Origin of the sequence: Ferrovibrio sp. (genome assembly GCF_035304305.1) — a bacterium.
In the GTDB taxonomy this organism is placed as follows: Bacteria; Pseudomonadota; Alphaproteobacteria; order Ferrovibrionales; family Ferrovibrionaceae; genus Ferrovibrio.
The window spans coordinates 1-15262 of the sequence record NZ_DATGQG010000026.1 but is presented as its reverse complement, the minus strand read 5'-3'; the positions used below and the strand labels follow the sequence as shown (position 1 = coordinate 15262).

The window sequence follows — 15262 nt, the reverse complement described above, 5'->3', positions numbered from 1 at the left end:
CTTGACGGTCGTATCGGCTTTGACGGTAACCACGGGCCTGGACATGATTTCGCCAACCAGCATCGGAAATCTCCTTCTCGATTTATGCAGTCTGAACGCCATTTGCGCCGACGGCTTTGATCTGAGTTAATAACTGGGCCTTCCCCAACCCACGCGGAACGTCAAATTCAATGCCCTCGCACAATCGCCCCGTCTCGGGAAAACGCACAATCAATTGATTTACGTTAGCGCCGTCCTGGGAATTTAAGGGCAGGAAGGACCCGGCGAGGGGAACGACGGGGTCATGTCAGTCAGCGGTGTCACTGTCATCGACAGAACCATCCACGAAACCAATTTCTGGCTTCGCAGAATCATGGATCGTCTGAAGACGGATGACCAGCAGCGGGCCTTCTCGGTTTTACGCGTCGTTCTGCATATCATTCGCGACTGCCTTCCAACGGAACATGCCGTACAGTTCTCGAATCATCTGCCCATGCTGATACGTGGCCTGTACTACGAAGGGTGGCGGCCCAGCCACGAACTCCGCGTGGCGCGGGAGCACGCTCTCGGGATTCTCGAAACTGAACTGGGACCCTTTGCCCATGACCTTTCTGACATCGAGGAAATGGTTACCGCGGTGATCGACACCATTCTGGACGGCATTGACGAAAGCAGCGGTGAAAAGCTTATCCGGATGCTGCCACCATCCCTGCAGAAGCTCTGGCTGACCGGGAATCCGGACCCATAGATGCATTCACTCCCGCCCCGCCTTTATCCAGATCAACATTCCGGACGAGCGGCTGCCTTACCATGGAGCCGGTGGCAAAGGAGGACATCAGCATGGACGAGGAACAGCGGAAGCCGGAGCTCTGGACAGGCAACAGCCAGCTCTTCCAGGCAGCATTGAATCAGACGGAGCGGTACTGGGCGGTGCAGCAACGGCTGACAAACATCTACGGCAACTTTCTGTCGCACTGGCTCCAGCGACGCCAGCGCGCGGCGGAAACTGCTCTCGACACCACGAAGAAAATTCTGTCTTCCAACGGTGACGCCGCGAAGATTCCGACTTTCTGCGAGGAATGGCTGAAAGGCAGCTGGGAACGGGTCGCGGCGGACATGCGGGAATGTCAGGAATGTATGGGTGAGGCTGCACAAGTCGTGCAGAACGGCCTCGTCGAGGCACCGCAGTCAACGGCGAAAGAACATCAGAAGGCCAAAGCCTGAGGCAATATCGGGGCGCATCTGGCGGCAATCACGCCGCAAAAGCCGCTAACCTGTGCCTACGCGGTGAGTGGGCTCACGACCGTGGCGATGCGCCGGGTAAGTTTCACTGATGTGGAGCAGCCCGGCCAGGCGCTCCCTACTCTGGATGGTCAACCTTCCCCGCGAGAGCTGCAGGATTCCGGACTCGCGCAAACTGCGTAGCACGCGATTCACATGGACGGCAGTCAGACCGAGGGCATCGGCCAGAACGATCTGGGATGCCGGGAACTGTACACTTCCAGATTCGTCCGCCAAACCACGGGAAAGAGCGCGCTGATAGATGAAATTCAGCAGAAAGGCCACGCGCTCCGCGGCATTTCTGCGCCCGACCGTCGTGAGCAGGTCCATCATCGCATACTCGTCAGCCTCTATCTGTTCGAAGAGGCTGTCACAGAAGGCCGGATGGCGCTCGCGCAAGCCGGCAATCTGGCTGTTGGACAGAACGCAAATCGTGGTGTCGGCCATTGCTTCTGCGCCGAAATCGACACGGTGCCTGCCAGGCGCTATTACGCCAAAACTGTCCCCGCGCATGGCAAACCGGGTAATCTGCCGGCGATCGTCGTCAAGCAGGTGGTAGAGGTAAACCCAGCCTGACAGGACGATGTAAACCTTGTCCACGTCGTCCTGCTGGTGAAACACGGTTTCACCGGCGCGGATCTTCCGGGTTCCCAAACGCGCTGTTTCAAGTGCGCCAAGTTCGCTGGCTGATCGCATCGCCCCGCAGAAAGCGGTGGTTCTGGCAAGGCATTTCGAGCAACGAAAGAGCGGCGAGATCATGGACAACCTCATCCCGGCCCGATCCGGCGAGCCTTCCGTCCCTCCCCTCTTTCGATTATGCCAGTTCCGATTTTCTCCGTCACGCAGAGTTATTTTGGGAGTTATCTTGGCAGACCGCCCTTTGCGCAACCCACCTGTACTGGTGTCTGTGACAATCATGACGTCTCAGTCCGGATACTGAATAACGTGTTATGCCCGTTGACGGGACACTGCCTTCAGAAATCTCCGTTGTTTTATCCTGTCAGGCACACCCTTTCCTTGATCCGCATCAATGCAGCGTCACGGGAAGCCCTCAGAATGGGAAAAAGCAAGGAGAAGAGACGTGGCGCTGAAGATGATCCGCCTGGAACTGGCGCGTGAGAAAGACCATCCGGAAGGAGACCCGCGGCAAGGCTATGAGTTCATTGCGCCCCTGAATGAGGCGGGCCGGTTCTCCCCGGATGAATGGCACAGGTCGAAGAAACGGTGCACCGTGCGGCAATTCAAGCCGGATGGGGCTGACCTCCACGGTATGCTCATACATACCGGATCCGGAGCTTGGGCGTTTTCCTACGATCCCCTCTCAGATGACGACGATGAAACCGTCTTCCGCCTGGATGCGCATGTCCTCCGGCCGGGCGAGTATGTCTCGGTGAAGGAGCCAGATGGCGACATGCATACATTTCGGGTGACCAAAGTCCTGCCCATACCCTGATCATCGGAGGACCGGAGATGCTGCGCGATATTGTCGTACATGTGGATTCCACGCCCGAGGCTTCCAGCCGGCTGGGCTATGCCGCGGGCCTTGCCGCCTTGCACCAGGCCCACCTCACTGCATTGCACATCCGCCGGCCACCCGTCATTCCCGCGGATGTAACCGGCACCAGTGTTGCGGCGACCGTCATTGCCCTGCAGCACGAAGCCGAAGAGGAGCGGGCCGGTCTGGCGCGAAAACTGGTCGACGAGGTGAGTGCGCGATACGGCCTGCCTATTGAATGGCGGGAGGCAGAAGGCAGCGCGAACGACCTGCTTAATCTGCATGGGTACTACAGCGACCTGATCGTCATCGGCCAGTCGCCGCTAGGAATCGACCTGCGCCCGCCGGTCGGACCGGACGCGGGCAGGGTCATCGTAACATCGGGCAGACCTGTAATCGTTGTTCCGAAGGAGTGTCCCTACACCACCTTCGGGCAGCAGATCCTCATCGCCTGGAAAGCATCGGCGCCGGCCGCCCGCGCCGTGGCCGATGCGCTGCCGCTACTTCAGAAGGCCCACGGAGTGACGGTGCTGGAGGTCACCCAGGATCCCGTTGCGAACCGGATTGCCGGAGCGGATATTTCAACACACCTGTCCCGCCACGGCGTAAAGGTCACCGTCGAGCCCTTCGTCGCACCCGACGATCAGGCTTTCCCGCTGATCCAGTCGCGCGCCATGGATATTGGCGCCGATCTGATCGTGATGGGCGGTTACGGCTATCCGCGCCTCTGGGAGGCCGTCCTTGGCGGCGTCACCCGACAGATGCTCGGCGCAATGTTCCAGCCTGTCCTTTTCTCGCACTAGATCAGGGCAGGACGGCGCGTCTTGATTTCGGCTGGCGCGGTGCCGGAACCGGACTGTATTCAACGGTCGGCGTGGTACGGACCGGCTGCGGATAGAGCCTCATCAGCTCCCGGACTTCATCCGGAAGTGACGTTGTAACCGGCAGGCCAAGCGCCAGTGCCTCATCCGCTCTGATCGGATAATCGTGCGTCCATTCGCCACGACTGAGCTGATCGGCCAGCTCAGCTGCCTGCGCCGGCTCCATATGGCGGGAGAGCAGCTCGCCTGCGGCCTTGCGCAGTTGGGCGGTGGCCTTCTCGCCCAGATCGGCGAGGATCAGCGTTCTGTCGTCGATTTCCGCAACGGGCTTGTCGCGGACAACCCGGGCAATGGAGGCAGCTGGAAGGCCGTCGATTTGGGGATCGATGGGCCCCAGCATGGCGGTCGGGGCCATGGCGATCTCGTCTGCCGCCAGGGCGATCAACGTGCCGCCGGAGAGCGCCAGATGCGGCACGAAGGCGGTCACGCGGCCTTTTCGCCGGCGGAGGGCAGCAGCAATCTGCAGTGAAGCGATGACGAGACCGCCCGGTGTGTGGAGGATGATGTCGATTGGCGTGTGACTGTCAGTCTCCTCAATGGCCCGGATCACTTCTTCGGCATCGTCAATATCGATGTAGCGGACGAGAGGAAATCCCAGCAGACGCATCGTTTCCTGCCGGTGGACCAGCGTGATCACCCGGCTGCCACGCCGGGCCTGCAACTGGGCGATCTTACGCGCGCGCATCAGCAGCAGTATCCTCTGCCGCAGCATGGGTTCCAGGGCCGTGGCCAGAAAAAACAGCCAGAAAAGGTCGGTCAGACTCATGATCTTTCGCCAGTGGATGCGTCCCGCTGAACGCTGCGATGTATCCGGTATGAATGCAAGCTAGAATGTCCGGCTTTACCCGACGTTGATACAAATCAAGATTCCGGCAGGCCACGCATTTATCTTCAGCGCAAAGGAGAATGCCGTGCGTGCAATGCAGTTTCGCGCCGCCCGTCAGCCGCTGATCTGCGCCGAGGTTCCAGATCCCAGCGCCGGCCCGGGACAGGTTGTGATCAAGGTGGCGGCCTGCGGCGTGTGCCGTACCGACCTGCACATTCTGGATGGCGAGCTTGCGGAACCGAAGCTTCCGCTGGTTCCGGGCCATGAGATTGTCGGCCGGGTCGTCGCGCTCGGGCCTGAAGTCAGCGGGTTCAGCATCGGTGACAGGGTCGGCATACCCTGGCTCGCATGGGCCTGTGGCGCATGTCACCGCTGCCTTGCGGGCGATGAAAATCTCTGCGATCAGGCCCGGTTCACCGGGTACGACACGGACGGCGGCTATGCCGAGTTCGCGGTAGCTGACCATCGATACTGCTTTCTCCTTCCCCGCAATATCGACGATGTGGCGGCCGCCCCTCTCCTTTGCGCCGGACTGATCGGCTATCGCGCGTTTCGCCTCGCCGGCCCGGTCGAGACGCTGGGAATATACGGCTTCGGGGCTGCCGCCCACATTCTCGTCCAGGTGGCGGTTTCACAGGGAATCATGGTATTCGCATTCACCCGTGAGGGCGACGGCCTTGCCCAGGGGTTTGCCCTCCAGCTTGGCGCATCCTGGGCCGGTCCATCCACCGCCCTGCCGCCCGTCCCGCTCGACGCCGCCATCATCTTTGCGCCGGTCGGGGAACTGGTTCCGCTAGCGCTCTCCGCGGTGCGCAAGGGGGGACGGGTGGTGTGCGCCGGAATCCACATGTCCGACATCCCGACATTCCCGTATCGGCTTCTGTGGGGCGAGCGAAGCATCTCCTCTGTGGCAAACCTGACGCGGCGCGATGCGGTGGCGTTCTTCCAACTGCTTGAGGCCGTTCCGGTAACTATCCATCCGGTTCCTTACGACCTGGAGCATGCGAACGAGGCGCTTGCCGACCTGCGCGCGGGCCGGATCAACGGCGCCGCTGTCCTGACCATGCGAAAAGTCTGACCATGTATCTGCGGCGCGAATTTCTGATGCATCTGGTCGCGCAGTCCCTTCTGCCCAATGCCGTCTTCGCAAAGCCGGAGCGGCCGCAGGCCGATGTCATAGGCGAGCTTCGGTACCATGTCGCTGAACCGGAAGACACGCTGGCCGATCTCGCAATCCGTTACGACCTCGGCTACACGGAACTGGTTGCGGCAAACCGGGGCATCGATCCATGGCAGCCGCCACCGGACACACGAATCCTCCTTCCACTGCAGCATGTCCTGCCCCGGGCCAAGCGGCGGGGGATTGTGATCAACATCGCGGATCAGCGGCTGTATTTCTTCCCGGCGTCGGGTCAACCGCGAAGCTACCCGATCGGCGTGGCCGCGGAGAATACCGGAATCGTGCTCGGGCAAACAGCGGTCGTACGGAAACAGACAAACCCGATCTGGTTTCCCCCGCCCTCCATCCGGGCGGAAAGGCCTGATCTCCCGTCATCGGTCGGCCCGGGCCCCGACAATCCGCTGGGATCCATGGCCCTGTATCTCGGCTGGCCGGCCATGGTCATACATGGGACCAATCGCCCCTACGGCATAGGACGCCGCGTGAGCCATGGCTGCTTCCGCCTGTACGAGTTCGACATCAGGGAACTGTACCCGGATGTCATCCCCGGGCTGCCCGTCAATGTTGTCTACCAGCCGGTCAAAATCGGCTGGGCCGGTCATGCATTGATGCTGGAGATTCATCCCGATGCCGACCAGGCTGCCGATCTGGAAATCAGCGGCGATTTCCGTCCGAACGACCCGGTCGAGTTGCCAGCATTGCTGCAGGAAACCGTTGGGCCCGCACTACGGAAACGGATTGAATGGGATCTTGTCGCTGAGGCGGCTTGGCGACGCACCGGCGTGCCGGTCCGCATCGACCGGCTACCGGTGCTTTCACCCTCCAAGTCCCGATAGGAACCTATTTTCGCTGCGAGCGGGCAAACATCCGCTCCGCGCGTTCACTTGCCTGCCGCGCGTCTGCAGCCGACCGCGCGGCTGCATCGGCAGCGGCCGACGCCTTCGCTTCCGAGCTGCGCGCAGCCTCCGCTGCATTCTGTGCCGCGCGGTTTGCGCTCGCGGCCTCTGACCGCGCCGCTTCCGCTGTCGCACGAACCTGCTCCAGCGCAGCCCGATCCTCCGGGCTCAGCTGTGCCGCGCATGCGGCCAACAACACCGCCGGCAGGACGAACGCTACAGCCGATCTGGCAATCTTGTTCATGGGGAATCTCCCGCTTGAGGACCTACGCCGGCTTGACTTCGATCTTCTTGGCGGCGCGCGCCGCGCCCTCCTTCTTCGGGAGCAGCACGGTCAGCACCCCATCCTTGCCGGACGCCGAGATCTTCGCCTCGTCGATATTGTCCGGCAGAACGAACGAACGCTGGTAGCTGCCGTAAGACCGCTCGACCCGGATGTAGCTCCTGTCCTTCTCTTCCTTTTCAGCCTTCTTCTCCCCCTTGATGGTGAGAACGCCGTTCTCCACGGTCACCTGCACGTCGGAACTGGGAATGCCGGGCATTTCCGCCTCAAGACGGTATTCCTTGTCCGTCTCATTCAGATTGATTTTCGGCATCAGGCTGCCGTTTTCCCCATGCAGGGTCGGCAGCGAGAAGTCGTTGAAGAAACCGCCAAACAGGCGGTCGACCTCCTTATGCAGTAACTCCATCGGGTTGCTCGGAATCAGGTTCCTGCTCATTGGACATCTCCATAAAAGGCAAATCGAACATGCAGGCCAATCCTACCCGGCGGAGAGATTCCGATATTAATTTGTGTCAAGACATACCCTGATTTCATGTGACGCGCCGCGCGGATCCCACTTCGGCGCATCGTCACCACGGTGCTGCGTGTCGGGTTCCGAACAATGCCTGGAACATCACCTGATCGGGACGAAGCGGCCCCAGCGGAGGGCTCATCATGGGCGTCAGGGTGAATTCGATTGTCCATGCTGAATAGCCGGCCATGAAAAAACGTCCCCGGCCATTGACGCGCGTATCGCTGCACCCCGGCTCCAGGCCCACCGCCTGCGGATACCAGGCTCCCCCGGAGACCAGCATCACGGGCCGGCTCCAGCCGCGAGGATCGGCGAGATCCCTGCAGACGGAAAAGTAGATCCCCTCCTGAACAAGGTTCCCATCGCCGCCGGCCGTGTGATTGAGCAGCATCACATAAGCATCGATCTGCCGATTGTAATGCAGCGCCGGCCCCCAGAATCCATCCGGATCGGCATGACGCCAGCCACGCACCATCGGCCAAAGAGGCGCCGGCAGCATGTCACCTGCCGATCGCGACCAGCCTGCAGCCGACCAGAGCTCGGCCGGCCCGAAGGGGTCGGCATACTCAAAACGCGCCATGCAGATCCCCTGCGCGCCCTCGTCAGCCACAAAACTGGTGAAGCCCATATATACGAACTTCCGCTCCCGGTCGGGCAGCGCGGAAAGGTCGCCAAAACCACCTGCGAAAAATCCGTTCCGGTAGCTGCAGTCGGTCTGACTGGGCGGGGCTCGCAGGACGGTATGCGACCCAACCCAGCTCAGCCCCCCATCGAGCGAGCGCGCCATGCCGATCTCCGGCAGGAACAGGTGTCGCTCACAGGGAGCTGGAACTTCAGCATGATACAGCCCGTAGAGTTCCCCATTTCCCGGCCATACCGCCTCAATCCACTTCCCGGTGCTGGGATCGCGATCATCCAGGAACCGGATCGGCACAGGATCTTGATGGAAGTCAAAGTGCGCCCCACCCCTTCGGCGGTAGGAATGCCCTTTGGGAACGTAATGGGAGTAAAAAACCGTGATGCCGTCGGTCTCTACCAGAATCGGGCTATTGCCATCCGTCCGGGGCAACTCCTCTGGGTGGAGCGAAACAGCCGGGGCATCCCTCAGGATGGCCGCGACATGGCCGTCCGAAACCGATGCCACGATCTTGTCCATGGACACCCCCTCCAAGACGGAACGGTAGAATGCGAGAACAATACCGCAAATCGGCAAAGTCAGACGAACCGTTTGTCTGGGGTGCCTCAACTTCGGCCTACCAGATCGAGGGAGCTGCCACGGCTGACGGGCGCGGCCCAAGCATCTGGGACACCTACTGTCGCCAGAAGGGGAAGATTGCCAACGGCGACACGGGCGACATCGCCTGCGACCATTATCATCGTTATGTCGAGGATGTCGCCCTGCTCCGCGATCTTGGCGTGAATGCCTACCGGTTCTCGATCTCATGGCCGAGGCTGTTGCCACGCGGCCGTGGCAAACTGAACCCGCTTGGAGCAACCTTCTATGACAGACTAATCGATGAACTGCTTGCCGCTGGAATCGAGCCTTGGATCTGTTTGTATCATTGGGACCTGCCGCAGGCTCTCGATGACGAGGGCGGCTGGCCCCATCGTGATAGCGTCGGCTGGTTCGCCGACTACGCTACGCTCGTCGGTCACCGCTATGGAGACCGCGTCAAGCGTTTCGCAACTTTCAACGAACCCGGGGTCTTCTCGCTGTTCGGCTATGCCTTTGGCTGGCAGGCACCGGGACTGACCGACAGGCAGGCCTTCCTGCGCAGCGTGCATCACGTCAACCTTGCGCATGGTGCAGCCGTGGATGCGCTGCGGGGGGCAGTCAGGGACGCCAAGATCGGCGTTATCCACAATCTGCAACCCTGTCATGCCGCAAGCGACAAGCCGGAAGACCAGGCCGCTGCCGCTACTCTTGATCTCTACTGGAACCGGGCATTCCCGGATCCGCAGATGCTTGGCTATTACCCGGAGCGGCTGGCAGATGAGCTGGCACCATATACCCTGCCAGGGGATCTTGCCGCCATGAGCAGGCCGATTGACTGGTTCGGTCTGAACCACTATTCGCCCATCTATGCCCGGGCCGACCAGACAGGCGTTCTGGGGTTTGCCTGGGCCGGCCCGCCACCCGATCTGCCACATTCCGGCGTTGGCTGGCACGTACAGCCGGAAGCATTCCGGGACACGCTGATTGCCGTCTCGGAGCGCTACCGGCTGCCGGTTTATGTCACGGAAAACGGCACCGGCGGGAAGGATGCTCCCGACGCCCAGGGCCGTGTGGCCGATGGCGATCGCATCGCCTATCTCGACGCCTATATCGGCGCGATGCAGGAGGCGCGCGCGCGAGGCGCAGACATCCGCGGCTACTTCGTATGGTCGCTGCTTGACAATTTCGAATGGGGATCCGGTTACCGGGACCGGTTCGGCCTCGTCTATGTCGACTATTCCACCCTGCGTCGGATCCCGAAGGATTCCTATCACTGGTACGCTGCGCATATTGCCTCCGATGCTGCCGCCCGCGCGACTGACCCGCACACCCCCCCGAAGCCATGACTGCAGCACCCGGCGGAATTCTGCTCGGCGATATCGGCGGCACGAACGCGCGTTTTGCCGTCCTCGATGCTGACGGACTGGGGCCGGTGATCACGTTGCCGGTGGCCGGGTATAGTAGTCCGGCCTCTGCAATCGACGAATTCCTGCTGACAAGTGGCGCGGCTATCGGGAGCATGGTCCTCGCCGTTGCCGGCCCGGTAGAGGGATCGCGTGTTGTCATGACCAATAGCGGGTGGGTGATCAACGCCGAAGCCCTGTCGCAGGACTTTTCGGTGAACTCTGTCCGCCTCGTTAACGACTTCGCCGCCCTGGCCTGGTCTCTCGACAGATTGCAGGACTCCGATTTGCACGGACTGAGTGGTTCGCGGACTGCCACCGGTCCGAAAGTCGTGGTGGGCCCTGGCACGGGCCTGGGCGTCGCCTGTCTTGTAAGACAGGGTTCGGGCGGGATCGTACTGTCCAGCGAGGGCGGCCACATGACCATGGCCGGTTCCAACGCCCGCGAAGACGCCGTCCTGGCCTTCCTGCGTGCGAAATGGGGGCATGTATCCGCCGAACGCGTTGTGTCCGGCCCAGGGCTGCGCAACCTCTATGAAGCGGTCACCGGTCTGGCCGGGGAAATGCCTGCTTCCCGCACATCGGCCGCAATCGTTGCGGCTGCGCGCGACGGAAGCTGCCAGTACTGCGCCGAGGCACTGGAACTGTTCTGCGGTTTCCTCGGCAGCTTCGCCGGAAACGCCGCACTGACATTTGCGGCGACGGGCGGCGTCTACATCGGCGGCGGCATTGTGCCGCATATGATCGATCGGCTGGAAAAATCCGCCTTCCGGGAGAGATTTCAAGCGAAAGGCCGCTTCAAAAACTATCTGGCCCGGATACCGGTTTTTGCGATCACGTGTCCGAACCCGGCCATGATTGGGTTGCAGGCAATGGTGGCGCAGGAAAACGACTGTGAGCGAACAACAGGCTCGTGAACCAGCCTATGGCGACGCGCACGCCGCCATGACCCTTACGATGGTCATGCGCGGCTTCTTCGGCCTTGCCGCTCCTTACTGGAATGGCGACCGCCGCCTGCGAGCATGGGCGCTGACCGGCGCCATTCTCGCGCTGGGCGTCCTGCAGGTCACCCTCGCCATCCGGCTGAACCTCTGGAGCGCAGATCTTTTCAACGCCGTCGAACAGCGCAGCGGCTCCGCGTTGCTGGCCCAGATGGGAATCTTCGCCGGCATCGTCATCAGCACCATGCTGGTCAACGCCATTCATCTGCGTACAAAGCGATCGATCCAGCTGGAATGGCGGCAATCCCTCTCCGAGAGCATGATCGCGGCCTGGATGCATGACGGCAACCAGTTCCGGCTCGAAGCCACGGCCGGCGGCCTCGGCAATCCCGATGCGCGGATCGCGGAAGATGTCCGGATCGCCACCGAGGCCGCTGTCGAGCTTGCCAACTCTCTGTTTTACTGTGTGCTGCTTCTGGTCAGCTTCGTTGCGATTCTCTGGACTCTGTCGGGGGTAATCAGCTTCGAGATCGGCAGCGTCACGTTTCTGCTGTCGGGGCACATGGTATGGCTGGCCTTCCTTTATGCCGGCGCCGGATCACTGCTTGCCACGTATATCGGCCGCCATCTCGTCCACGCCGCTGACTGGCGTCAGACGGTCGAAGCCAATTTCCGATACGGCCTTGTCCGCGGCCGCGACAATGCAGAATCCATTGCCATGGCGCGCAGCGAAAGCGACGAACGCAGGTCACTGTCAAAACTGTTTGATGCGGTTGCCGCTGCCTGGCGGAGCCAGACCCAGGGCCTGCAGCGGCTAATCCTGTTTACATCGGCATACAGCACGCTTGCCGGCTTCTTTCCCATTCTGGTGAGCGCGCCGCGATTTCTCGCCGGAGAGATTTCCCTCGGCGGTCTGATGCAGACCGCGCAGGCATTCCAGCAGGCGACCGGAGCGCTCTCATGGCCGGTGGACAACTTTGCCCGCCTGGCCGAATTGCGGGCCTCGCTGGAACGGATTATCGCCCTGGATGCCGATCTGCGGACTGCGGGAACCGTGTCCGGCGAGTTCGCGCATATCACCAGAACCGCAGGCCTGACGAAATGCCTTCAGTTGCGACATCTGACCCTCACCGAGCCGGATGGCCGCCCGATAACCAGAGTGCCGGATCTGGAGATCAGCGCCGGCGAACGGGTCATGCTTTCGGGCGATGCGCGGACAATCGCCGTGCTGTGCAAGGCCATTGGTGGAGTCTGGCCCTGGGGCTCGGGCGAGATCGTCCTCCCCGCAGGGCAAATCTTCGTTTCGCCCGCCACGCCTTACCTGCCCGGCGGCACCCTGCGGCAGGTGGTTTCCTACCCCGCCCGCACCGAAGCCGACCACGCCGGAGCAATTGAACAGTGTCTGACGGATGTCGGGCTGGGCTACCTGCTCGGCCGCATTGATGGGACGGCCGACTGGGAGCAGGCATTGTCGCCCCAGGAAGTGCAGCAGATCGGTGTCGCCCGCCTCCTGCTGCATCATCCCGAGTGGATTCTGATGGACCGGGCGACTTCTGCGATGACCGAGGCTGCCGAGCAGAAAACGATCCTGATGCTGGCCGAGCGGCTTCCGATGGCAACCATCATTGTTGCCGATCCGCGCCCGTGGGAGAGCGAGATATTCACCAGACGAATCACAATCAATCGCAGCTCTGCCGGAGATGTCGTGATGCAGGACCTGCCTGGCTCCGGGCGGGACAACGATTTCGGGCCTCAGCGCCAGAATCTGATGGGCAAGCTCCTGAACTGGACCAAGGCTGGGTTCGGCGGCAATTAACCTTGTCGCGCTCTATCCGTGGAATGCGATGGGCCTGGATCCGGCATGGTCCGGCAAGGCCCCGGCTGCCCGAAGGAGCCAAAGCAGCTCGAAACTCCCGCCTCCGACACCTGAGCTGATCGGGGTGGAAGGGCTGCTGGACCGGGTTTCCGGCCAGGATTTGGAGAAAATGGCGCGCTCGAAGAGATTCGAACTCCTGACCCCCAGATTCGTAGTCTGGTGCTCTATCCAGCTGAGCTACGAGCGCGCAACGCGGTAGTACCGCAACGGGGGCGGAACCTACTCAATTCGCCCTCCCGGCGCAAGGGCCTCGGGAAGGCTCCTGTGATTGGCCGCAAGCCTCGGATTCTACTCACAGATGAAGCTTGCGGGCGGTCCGGCCCACCCCTAGAATGGCGGCGTTAGCAGAGGGTGTGGGAGTCCGTCGCGCCGCGACGGCAGCACCATGTGCAAACGGGGGGCCTCAGGCCAGCATGACAAGTCACGACAATAGCAACGCGGGACAGCGCGGCATGGCACATTTCGTTCGTAATCCGGCGCCGCGGCGCCTCGGCATGGCTGCCGCGGGGGTGTGGGCGGCCGGCCTGCTGCTTTCGGGCTGCTCCTATGTTTCGGACGAATTGTGGCCGTCCCTGACCGGCGAGGATCCGGCCGGCAGCCCTCCGGCGCCGATGGCGCAGCAGATTCCGGCCTCTCCTGCCGAGGCCAACCCGCAGCCGACCCTCAGCCCGCCCACCATGGGCAGCACCAATTTCGTCGTCCCGGGCGTCACCCCCGGTCAGGCAACGGGCACCTTCGTCGGCCAGAAGGTCCAGCAGATGCGGGGCGAACTGGCCCAGCTGCAGCAGCAGGTCACCCAGCGGAACCAGGCCCTGCAGAATGTCCGCAACCAGGCGACACAGAATTCCCAGCGCTATCACGGGCTGGTCGCCGCGGTCAGCACCCGCCTGCAGATGGGCACCACGCCGGGCAATCCGATCCTGATCAGCCAGTGGAACCAGGCCCAGACCCAGCTCGACCAGATGGCCGCCGACGTCAACCAGCTGAGCAGCCTGGGTAATCAGGTGGCAGCCGACTCGGCCATGGCGACCTATCTGCTGCAGTCCATCAAGTCGACCTACAGCCTGTCCGGCGCGATCGACGAAGACCATCGCCAGCTGGCCGTCCTGGAGGATGAAACCGCCAAGACCGTCGTCCTGATCGACCGCCTGCTGGGGGAGCTCAGCCAGGATGTCGCCCGCCAGACCAACTATATCGGCAGCGAGCGGACCAACCTGACCACGCTCTCGGCCGCCATCAAGCAGGGCGAGCTGCTCGGCCCGGCGCTCGGCAACCGCGCCACCTATTTTGCCGGCGCACAGCAGTTTGCCGCCGCCGATACGGCGATGCCGGTCAGCACCGATGGCCGTACCCCGCTGGTGGTCATCCGCTTCGACCGCGCCGATGTCCCCTACCAGCAGGCACTCTACAACGCCGTGTCGCAGGCGCTGGCCCGCAAGCCGAACGCGATGTTCGACGTGGTCGCCGTGGCGGCCGGCGGCAGTCAGGCGCAGGCCGCCAGCAACCAGAATCAGGCGCGGCGCAATGCCGACCGGGTGCTGCGTTCGCTCGCCGATATGGGCCTGCCCGCCAGCCGCGTGAACGTGGCCGCAGCCAGCAATGCCCAGTCCGCGGCCAACGAAGTGCATGTCTTCGTCCGCTGAAGACGGACGAAACGCCAAATAAAAAAACCCGCCTTTCGGCGGGTTTTTTCTTGGCCTGAGCGGCGCTACTGCCAGGAAACGGCCGAGAGGTCGTTCACGAAGATCGGGGCGTTGACCCAGAAGCCCGTGACGCCGGCCTTGTAGACGCCGATGCGCGGCAGATTGTACAGGAAGCCATTCACGGCATCCTCGGCAATCTTGCGCTGCATGTCCTGCAGTGCCTTGGTCCGCTCGGCCTTGTCGAGGGTCGAGCCGGCCTTGGCGATCAGCGCCTGAACCTCCTTGTTGTCATACTGGTAGTAATAGTCTGGCTCGGCATATTTGACGTAGTCGTTGGGCTCGACATGGCTGACGATCGTCATGTCGAAATTCTTGTTCTTGAAGGCCGTGTCGAGCCACTGCGCCCATTCGACATTCTCCAGCTTCGCCGTGATGCCGATATCGGCCAGCAGGGCCGCGATGATCTCGCCGCTCCGCCGCGCATAGGCCGGCGGCGGCAGCTTGAGCGAGAGCTCCAGGTTGCTGATGCCCGCTTCCTTGAGCAGTGCCCTCGCCTTGGCCGGATCGTAGGGATACATGCCCGTCAGATCGACATAGGCCGGGTCATGCGGCGGAAAATGGCTGCCGATCGGCTTGCCGTAGCCGGAATTCACCCCTTCGATAATGGCCTTGCGATCCAGGGCATGACTGATCGCGCGACGGACCTTCACGTTGTCCAGTGGCTTGCGCTTGTTGTTGAGGATCAGCATCGTCTCGCCTTCCGTCGAGCCGATGGTCACCTTGAAGCGCTTGTCCTTCTCGAACTGCGGCACGTTCTCGCCGGTAATGCCGATCGGGATCGCGTCGATATC

General features: G+C 62.1%; 16 protein-coding genes and 1 tRNA gene. 10 read left to right on the top strand and 7 right to left on the bottom strand.

The genetic code is table 11. The features are described from left to right. Positions 1-283 precede the first annotated feature (283 nt). Complete coding sequence (locus tag VKZ87_RS03170) at positions 284-727, top strand: DUF2267 domain-containing protein (protein ID WP_324219797.1); 444 nt, start codon at positions 284-286, stop codon at positions 725-727. A gap of 92 nt (positions 728-819) precedes the next feature. Continuing rightward, a complete protein-coding gene (locus tag VKZ87_RS03165; protein WP_324219796.1) occupies positions 820-1203 on the top strand; it encodes a hypothetical protein in 384 nt (127 codons plus the stop codon). Positions 1204-1248: 45 nt separating this feature from the next. Here the strand turns inward: VKZ87_RS03165 and VKZ87_RS03160 are convergent, their stop codons facing one another. Next, positions 1249-2019, bottom strand: a complete 771-nt coding sequence (locus tag VKZ87_RS03160) for a Crp/Fnr family transcriptional regulator (protein ID WP_324219795.1) — start codon at positions 2017-2019, stop codon at positions 1249-1251. Between the two features lie 322 nt (positions 2020-2341). Here VKZ87_RS03160 and VKZ87_RS03155 point away from each other — a divergent pair, with 322 nt between their 5' ends. Beyond that, a complete protein-coding gene (locus tag VKZ87_RS03155) occupies positions 2342-2713 on the top strand; it encodes a hypothetical protein (protein ID WP_324219794.1) in 372 nt (123 codons plus the stop codon). Between the two features lie 17 nt (positions 2714-2730). Further along, entirely contained in the window at positions 2731-3558 is an 828-nt protein-coding gene (locus VKZ87_RS03150; protein ID WP_324219793.1) for a universal stress protein, read from the top strand. Between the two features lies 1 nt (position 3559). Here VKZ87_RS03150 and VKZ87_RS03145 read toward each other — a convergent pair whose 3' ends face one another. Then, entirely contained in the window at positions 3560-4402 is an 843-nt protein-coding gene (locus VKZ87_RS03145) for an SDH family Clp fold serine proteinase (RefSeq protein WP_324219792.1), read from the bottom strand. Between the two features lie 154 nt (positions 4403-4556). Here VKZ87_RS03145 and VKZ87_RS03140 point away from each other — a divergent pair, with 154 nt between their 5' ends. Further along, positions 4557-5540, top strand: a complete 984-nt coding sequence (locus VKZ87_RS03140; RefSeq protein ID WP_324219798.1) for a zinc-dependent alcohol dehydrogenase family protein — start codon at positions 4557-4559, stop codon at positions 5538-5540. A gap of 2 nt (positions 5541-5542) precedes the next feature. Beyond that, on the top strand, positions 5543-6478 hold the full coding sequence (locus VKZ87_RS03135; protein ID WP_324219791.1) for a L,D-transpeptidase family protein: 936 nt from the start codon (positions 5543-5545) through the stop codon (positions 6476-6478). Positions 6479-6482: 4 nt separating this feature from the next. Here VKZ87_RS03135 and VKZ87_RS03130 read toward each other — a convergent pair whose 3' ends face one another. From VKZ87_RS03130 to VKZ87_RS03120, 3 genes are all read right to left on the bottom strand, one after another. Next, positions 6483-6782 carry an alanine-zipper protein gene (locus VKZ87_RS03130; protein WP_324219790.1) on the bottom strand — a complete coding sequence of 100 codons (300 nt, stop codon included), beginning with the start codon at positions 6780-6782 and terminating at the stop codon, positions 6483-6485. A 22-nt stretch (positions 6783-6804) separates the two neighbouring features. Next, the gene (locus VKZ87_RS03125; protein ID WP_324219789.1) at positions 6805-7257 is read right to left on the bottom strand and encodes an Hsp20/alpha crystallin family protein; all 453 of its coding nucleotides are present in this window, start codon (positions 7255-7257) and stop codon (positions 6805-6807) included. Positions 7258-7390: 133 nt separating this feature from the next. Continuing rightward, a complete protein-coding gene (locus VKZ87_RS03120; protein WP_324219788.1) occupies positions 7391-8488 on the bottom strand; it encodes a hypothetical protein in 1098 nt (365 codons plus the stop codon). Between the two features lie 29 nt (positions 8489-8517). Here VKZ87_RS03120 and VKZ87_RS03115 point away from each other — a divergent pair, with 29 nt between their 5' ends. From VKZ87_RS03115 to VKZ87_RS03105, 3 genes are read left to right on the top strand one after another with little or no spacing between them, the layout of a single operon-like run. Beyond that, complete coding sequence (locus VKZ87_RS03115) at positions 8518-9894, top strand: GH1 family beta-glucosidase (RefSeq protein WP_324219787.1); 1377 nt, start codon at positions 8518-8520, stop codon at positions 9892-9894. Continuing rightward, on the top strand, positions 9891-10868 hold the full coding sequence (gene glk / locus VKZ87_RS03110; protein ID WP_324219786.1) for a glucokinase: 978 nt from the start codon (positions 9891-9893) through the stop codon (positions 10866-10868). Before VKZ87_RS03115 ends, glk begins: the two co-directional genes overlap by 4 nt. Beyond that, the gene (locus tag VKZ87_RS03105; protein WP_324219785.1) at positions 10846-12708 is read left to right on the top strand and encodes an ABC transporter ATP-binding protein/permease; all 1863 of its coding nucleotides are present in this window, start codon (positions 10846-10848) and stop codon (positions 12706-12708) included. The genes glk and VKZ87_RS03105 overlap by 23 nt, the downstream gene beginning before the upstream one ends. Positions 12709-12878: 170 nt before the next feature. Here the strand turns inward: VKZ87_RS03105 and VKZ87_RS03100 are convergent. Further along, positions 12879-12955, bottom strand: a tRNA-Arg gene (locus VKZ87_RS03100). Positions 12956-13220: 265 nt separating this feature from the next. On the opposite strand from VKZ87_RS03100, the gene VKZ87_RS03095 reads away from it, so the two are divergent. After that, complete coding sequence (locus VKZ87_RS03095) at positions 13221-14411, top strand: hypothetical protein (protein ID WP_324219784.1); 1191 nt, start codon at positions 13221-13223, stop codon at positions 14409-14411. Positions 14412-14476: 65 nt separating this feature from the next. Here the strand turns inward: VKZ87_RS03095 and VKZ87_RS03090 are convergent. Further along, a partial coding sequence (locus tag VKZ87_RS03090; protein ID WP_324219783.1) for an ABC transporter substrate-binding protein occupies positions 14477-15262 on the bottom strand: 786 nt, incomplete at its 5' end.

Excerpts from the sequence above, each read along its gene's own strand:
- VKZ87_RS03145 (WP_324219792.1), bottom strand. The coding sequence starts at position 4,402 with ATGAGTCTGACCGACCTTTTCTGGCTGTTTTTTCTGGCCACGGCCCTG.
- VKZ87_RS03170 (WP_324219797.1), top strand. The coding sequence starts at position 284 with ATGTCAGTCAGCGGTGTCACTGTCATCGACAGAACCATCCACGAAACC.
- VKZ87_RS03160 (WP_324219795.1), bottom strand. The coding sequence starts at position 2,019 with ATGATCTCGCCGCTCTTTCGTTGCTCGAAATGCCTTGCCAGAACCACC.
- VKZ87_RS03115 (WP_324219787.1), top strand. The coding sequence starts at position 8,518 with ATGCGAGAACAATACCGCAAATCGGCAAAGTCAGACGAACCGTTTGTC.
- glk (WP_324219786.1), top strand. The coding sequence starts at position 9,891 with ATGACTGCAGCACCCGGCGGAATTCTGCTCGGCGATATCGGCGGCACG.
- VKZ87_RS03140 (WP_324219798.1), top strand. The coding sequence starts at position 4,557 with ATGCAGTTTCGCGCCGCCCGTCAGCCGCTGATCTGCGCCGAGGTTCCA.
- VKZ87_RS03095 (WP_324219784.1), top strand. The coding sequence starts at position 13,221 with ATGGCACATTTCGTTCGTAATCCGGCGCCGCGGCGCCTCGGCATGGCT.
- VKZ87_RS03125 (WP_324219789.1), bottom strand. The coding sequence starts at position 7,257 with ATGAGCAGGAACCTGATTCCGAGCAACCCGATGGAGTTACTGCATAAG.
- VKZ87_RS03130 (WP_324219790.1), bottom strand. The coding sequence starts at position 6,782 with ATGAACAAGATTGCCAGATCGGCTGTAGCGTTCGTCCTGCCGGCGGTG.
- VKZ87_RS03165 (WP_324219796.1), top strand. The coding sequence starts at position 820 with ATGGACGAGGAACAGCGGAAGCCGGAGCTCTGGACAGGCAACAGCCAG.
- VKZ87_RS03135 (WP_324219791.1), top strand. The coding sequence starts at position 5,543 with ATGTATCTGCGGCGCGAATTTCTGATGCATCTGGTCGCGCAGTCCCTT.
- VKZ87_RS03150 (WP_324219793.1), top strand. The coding sequence starts at position 2,731 with ATGCTGCGCGATATTGTCGTACATGTGGATTCCACGCCCGAGGCTTCC.
- VKZ87_RS03120 (WP_324219788.1), bottom strand. The coding sequence starts at position 8,488 with ATGGACAAGATCGTGGCATCGGTTTCGGACGGCCATGTCGCGGCCATC.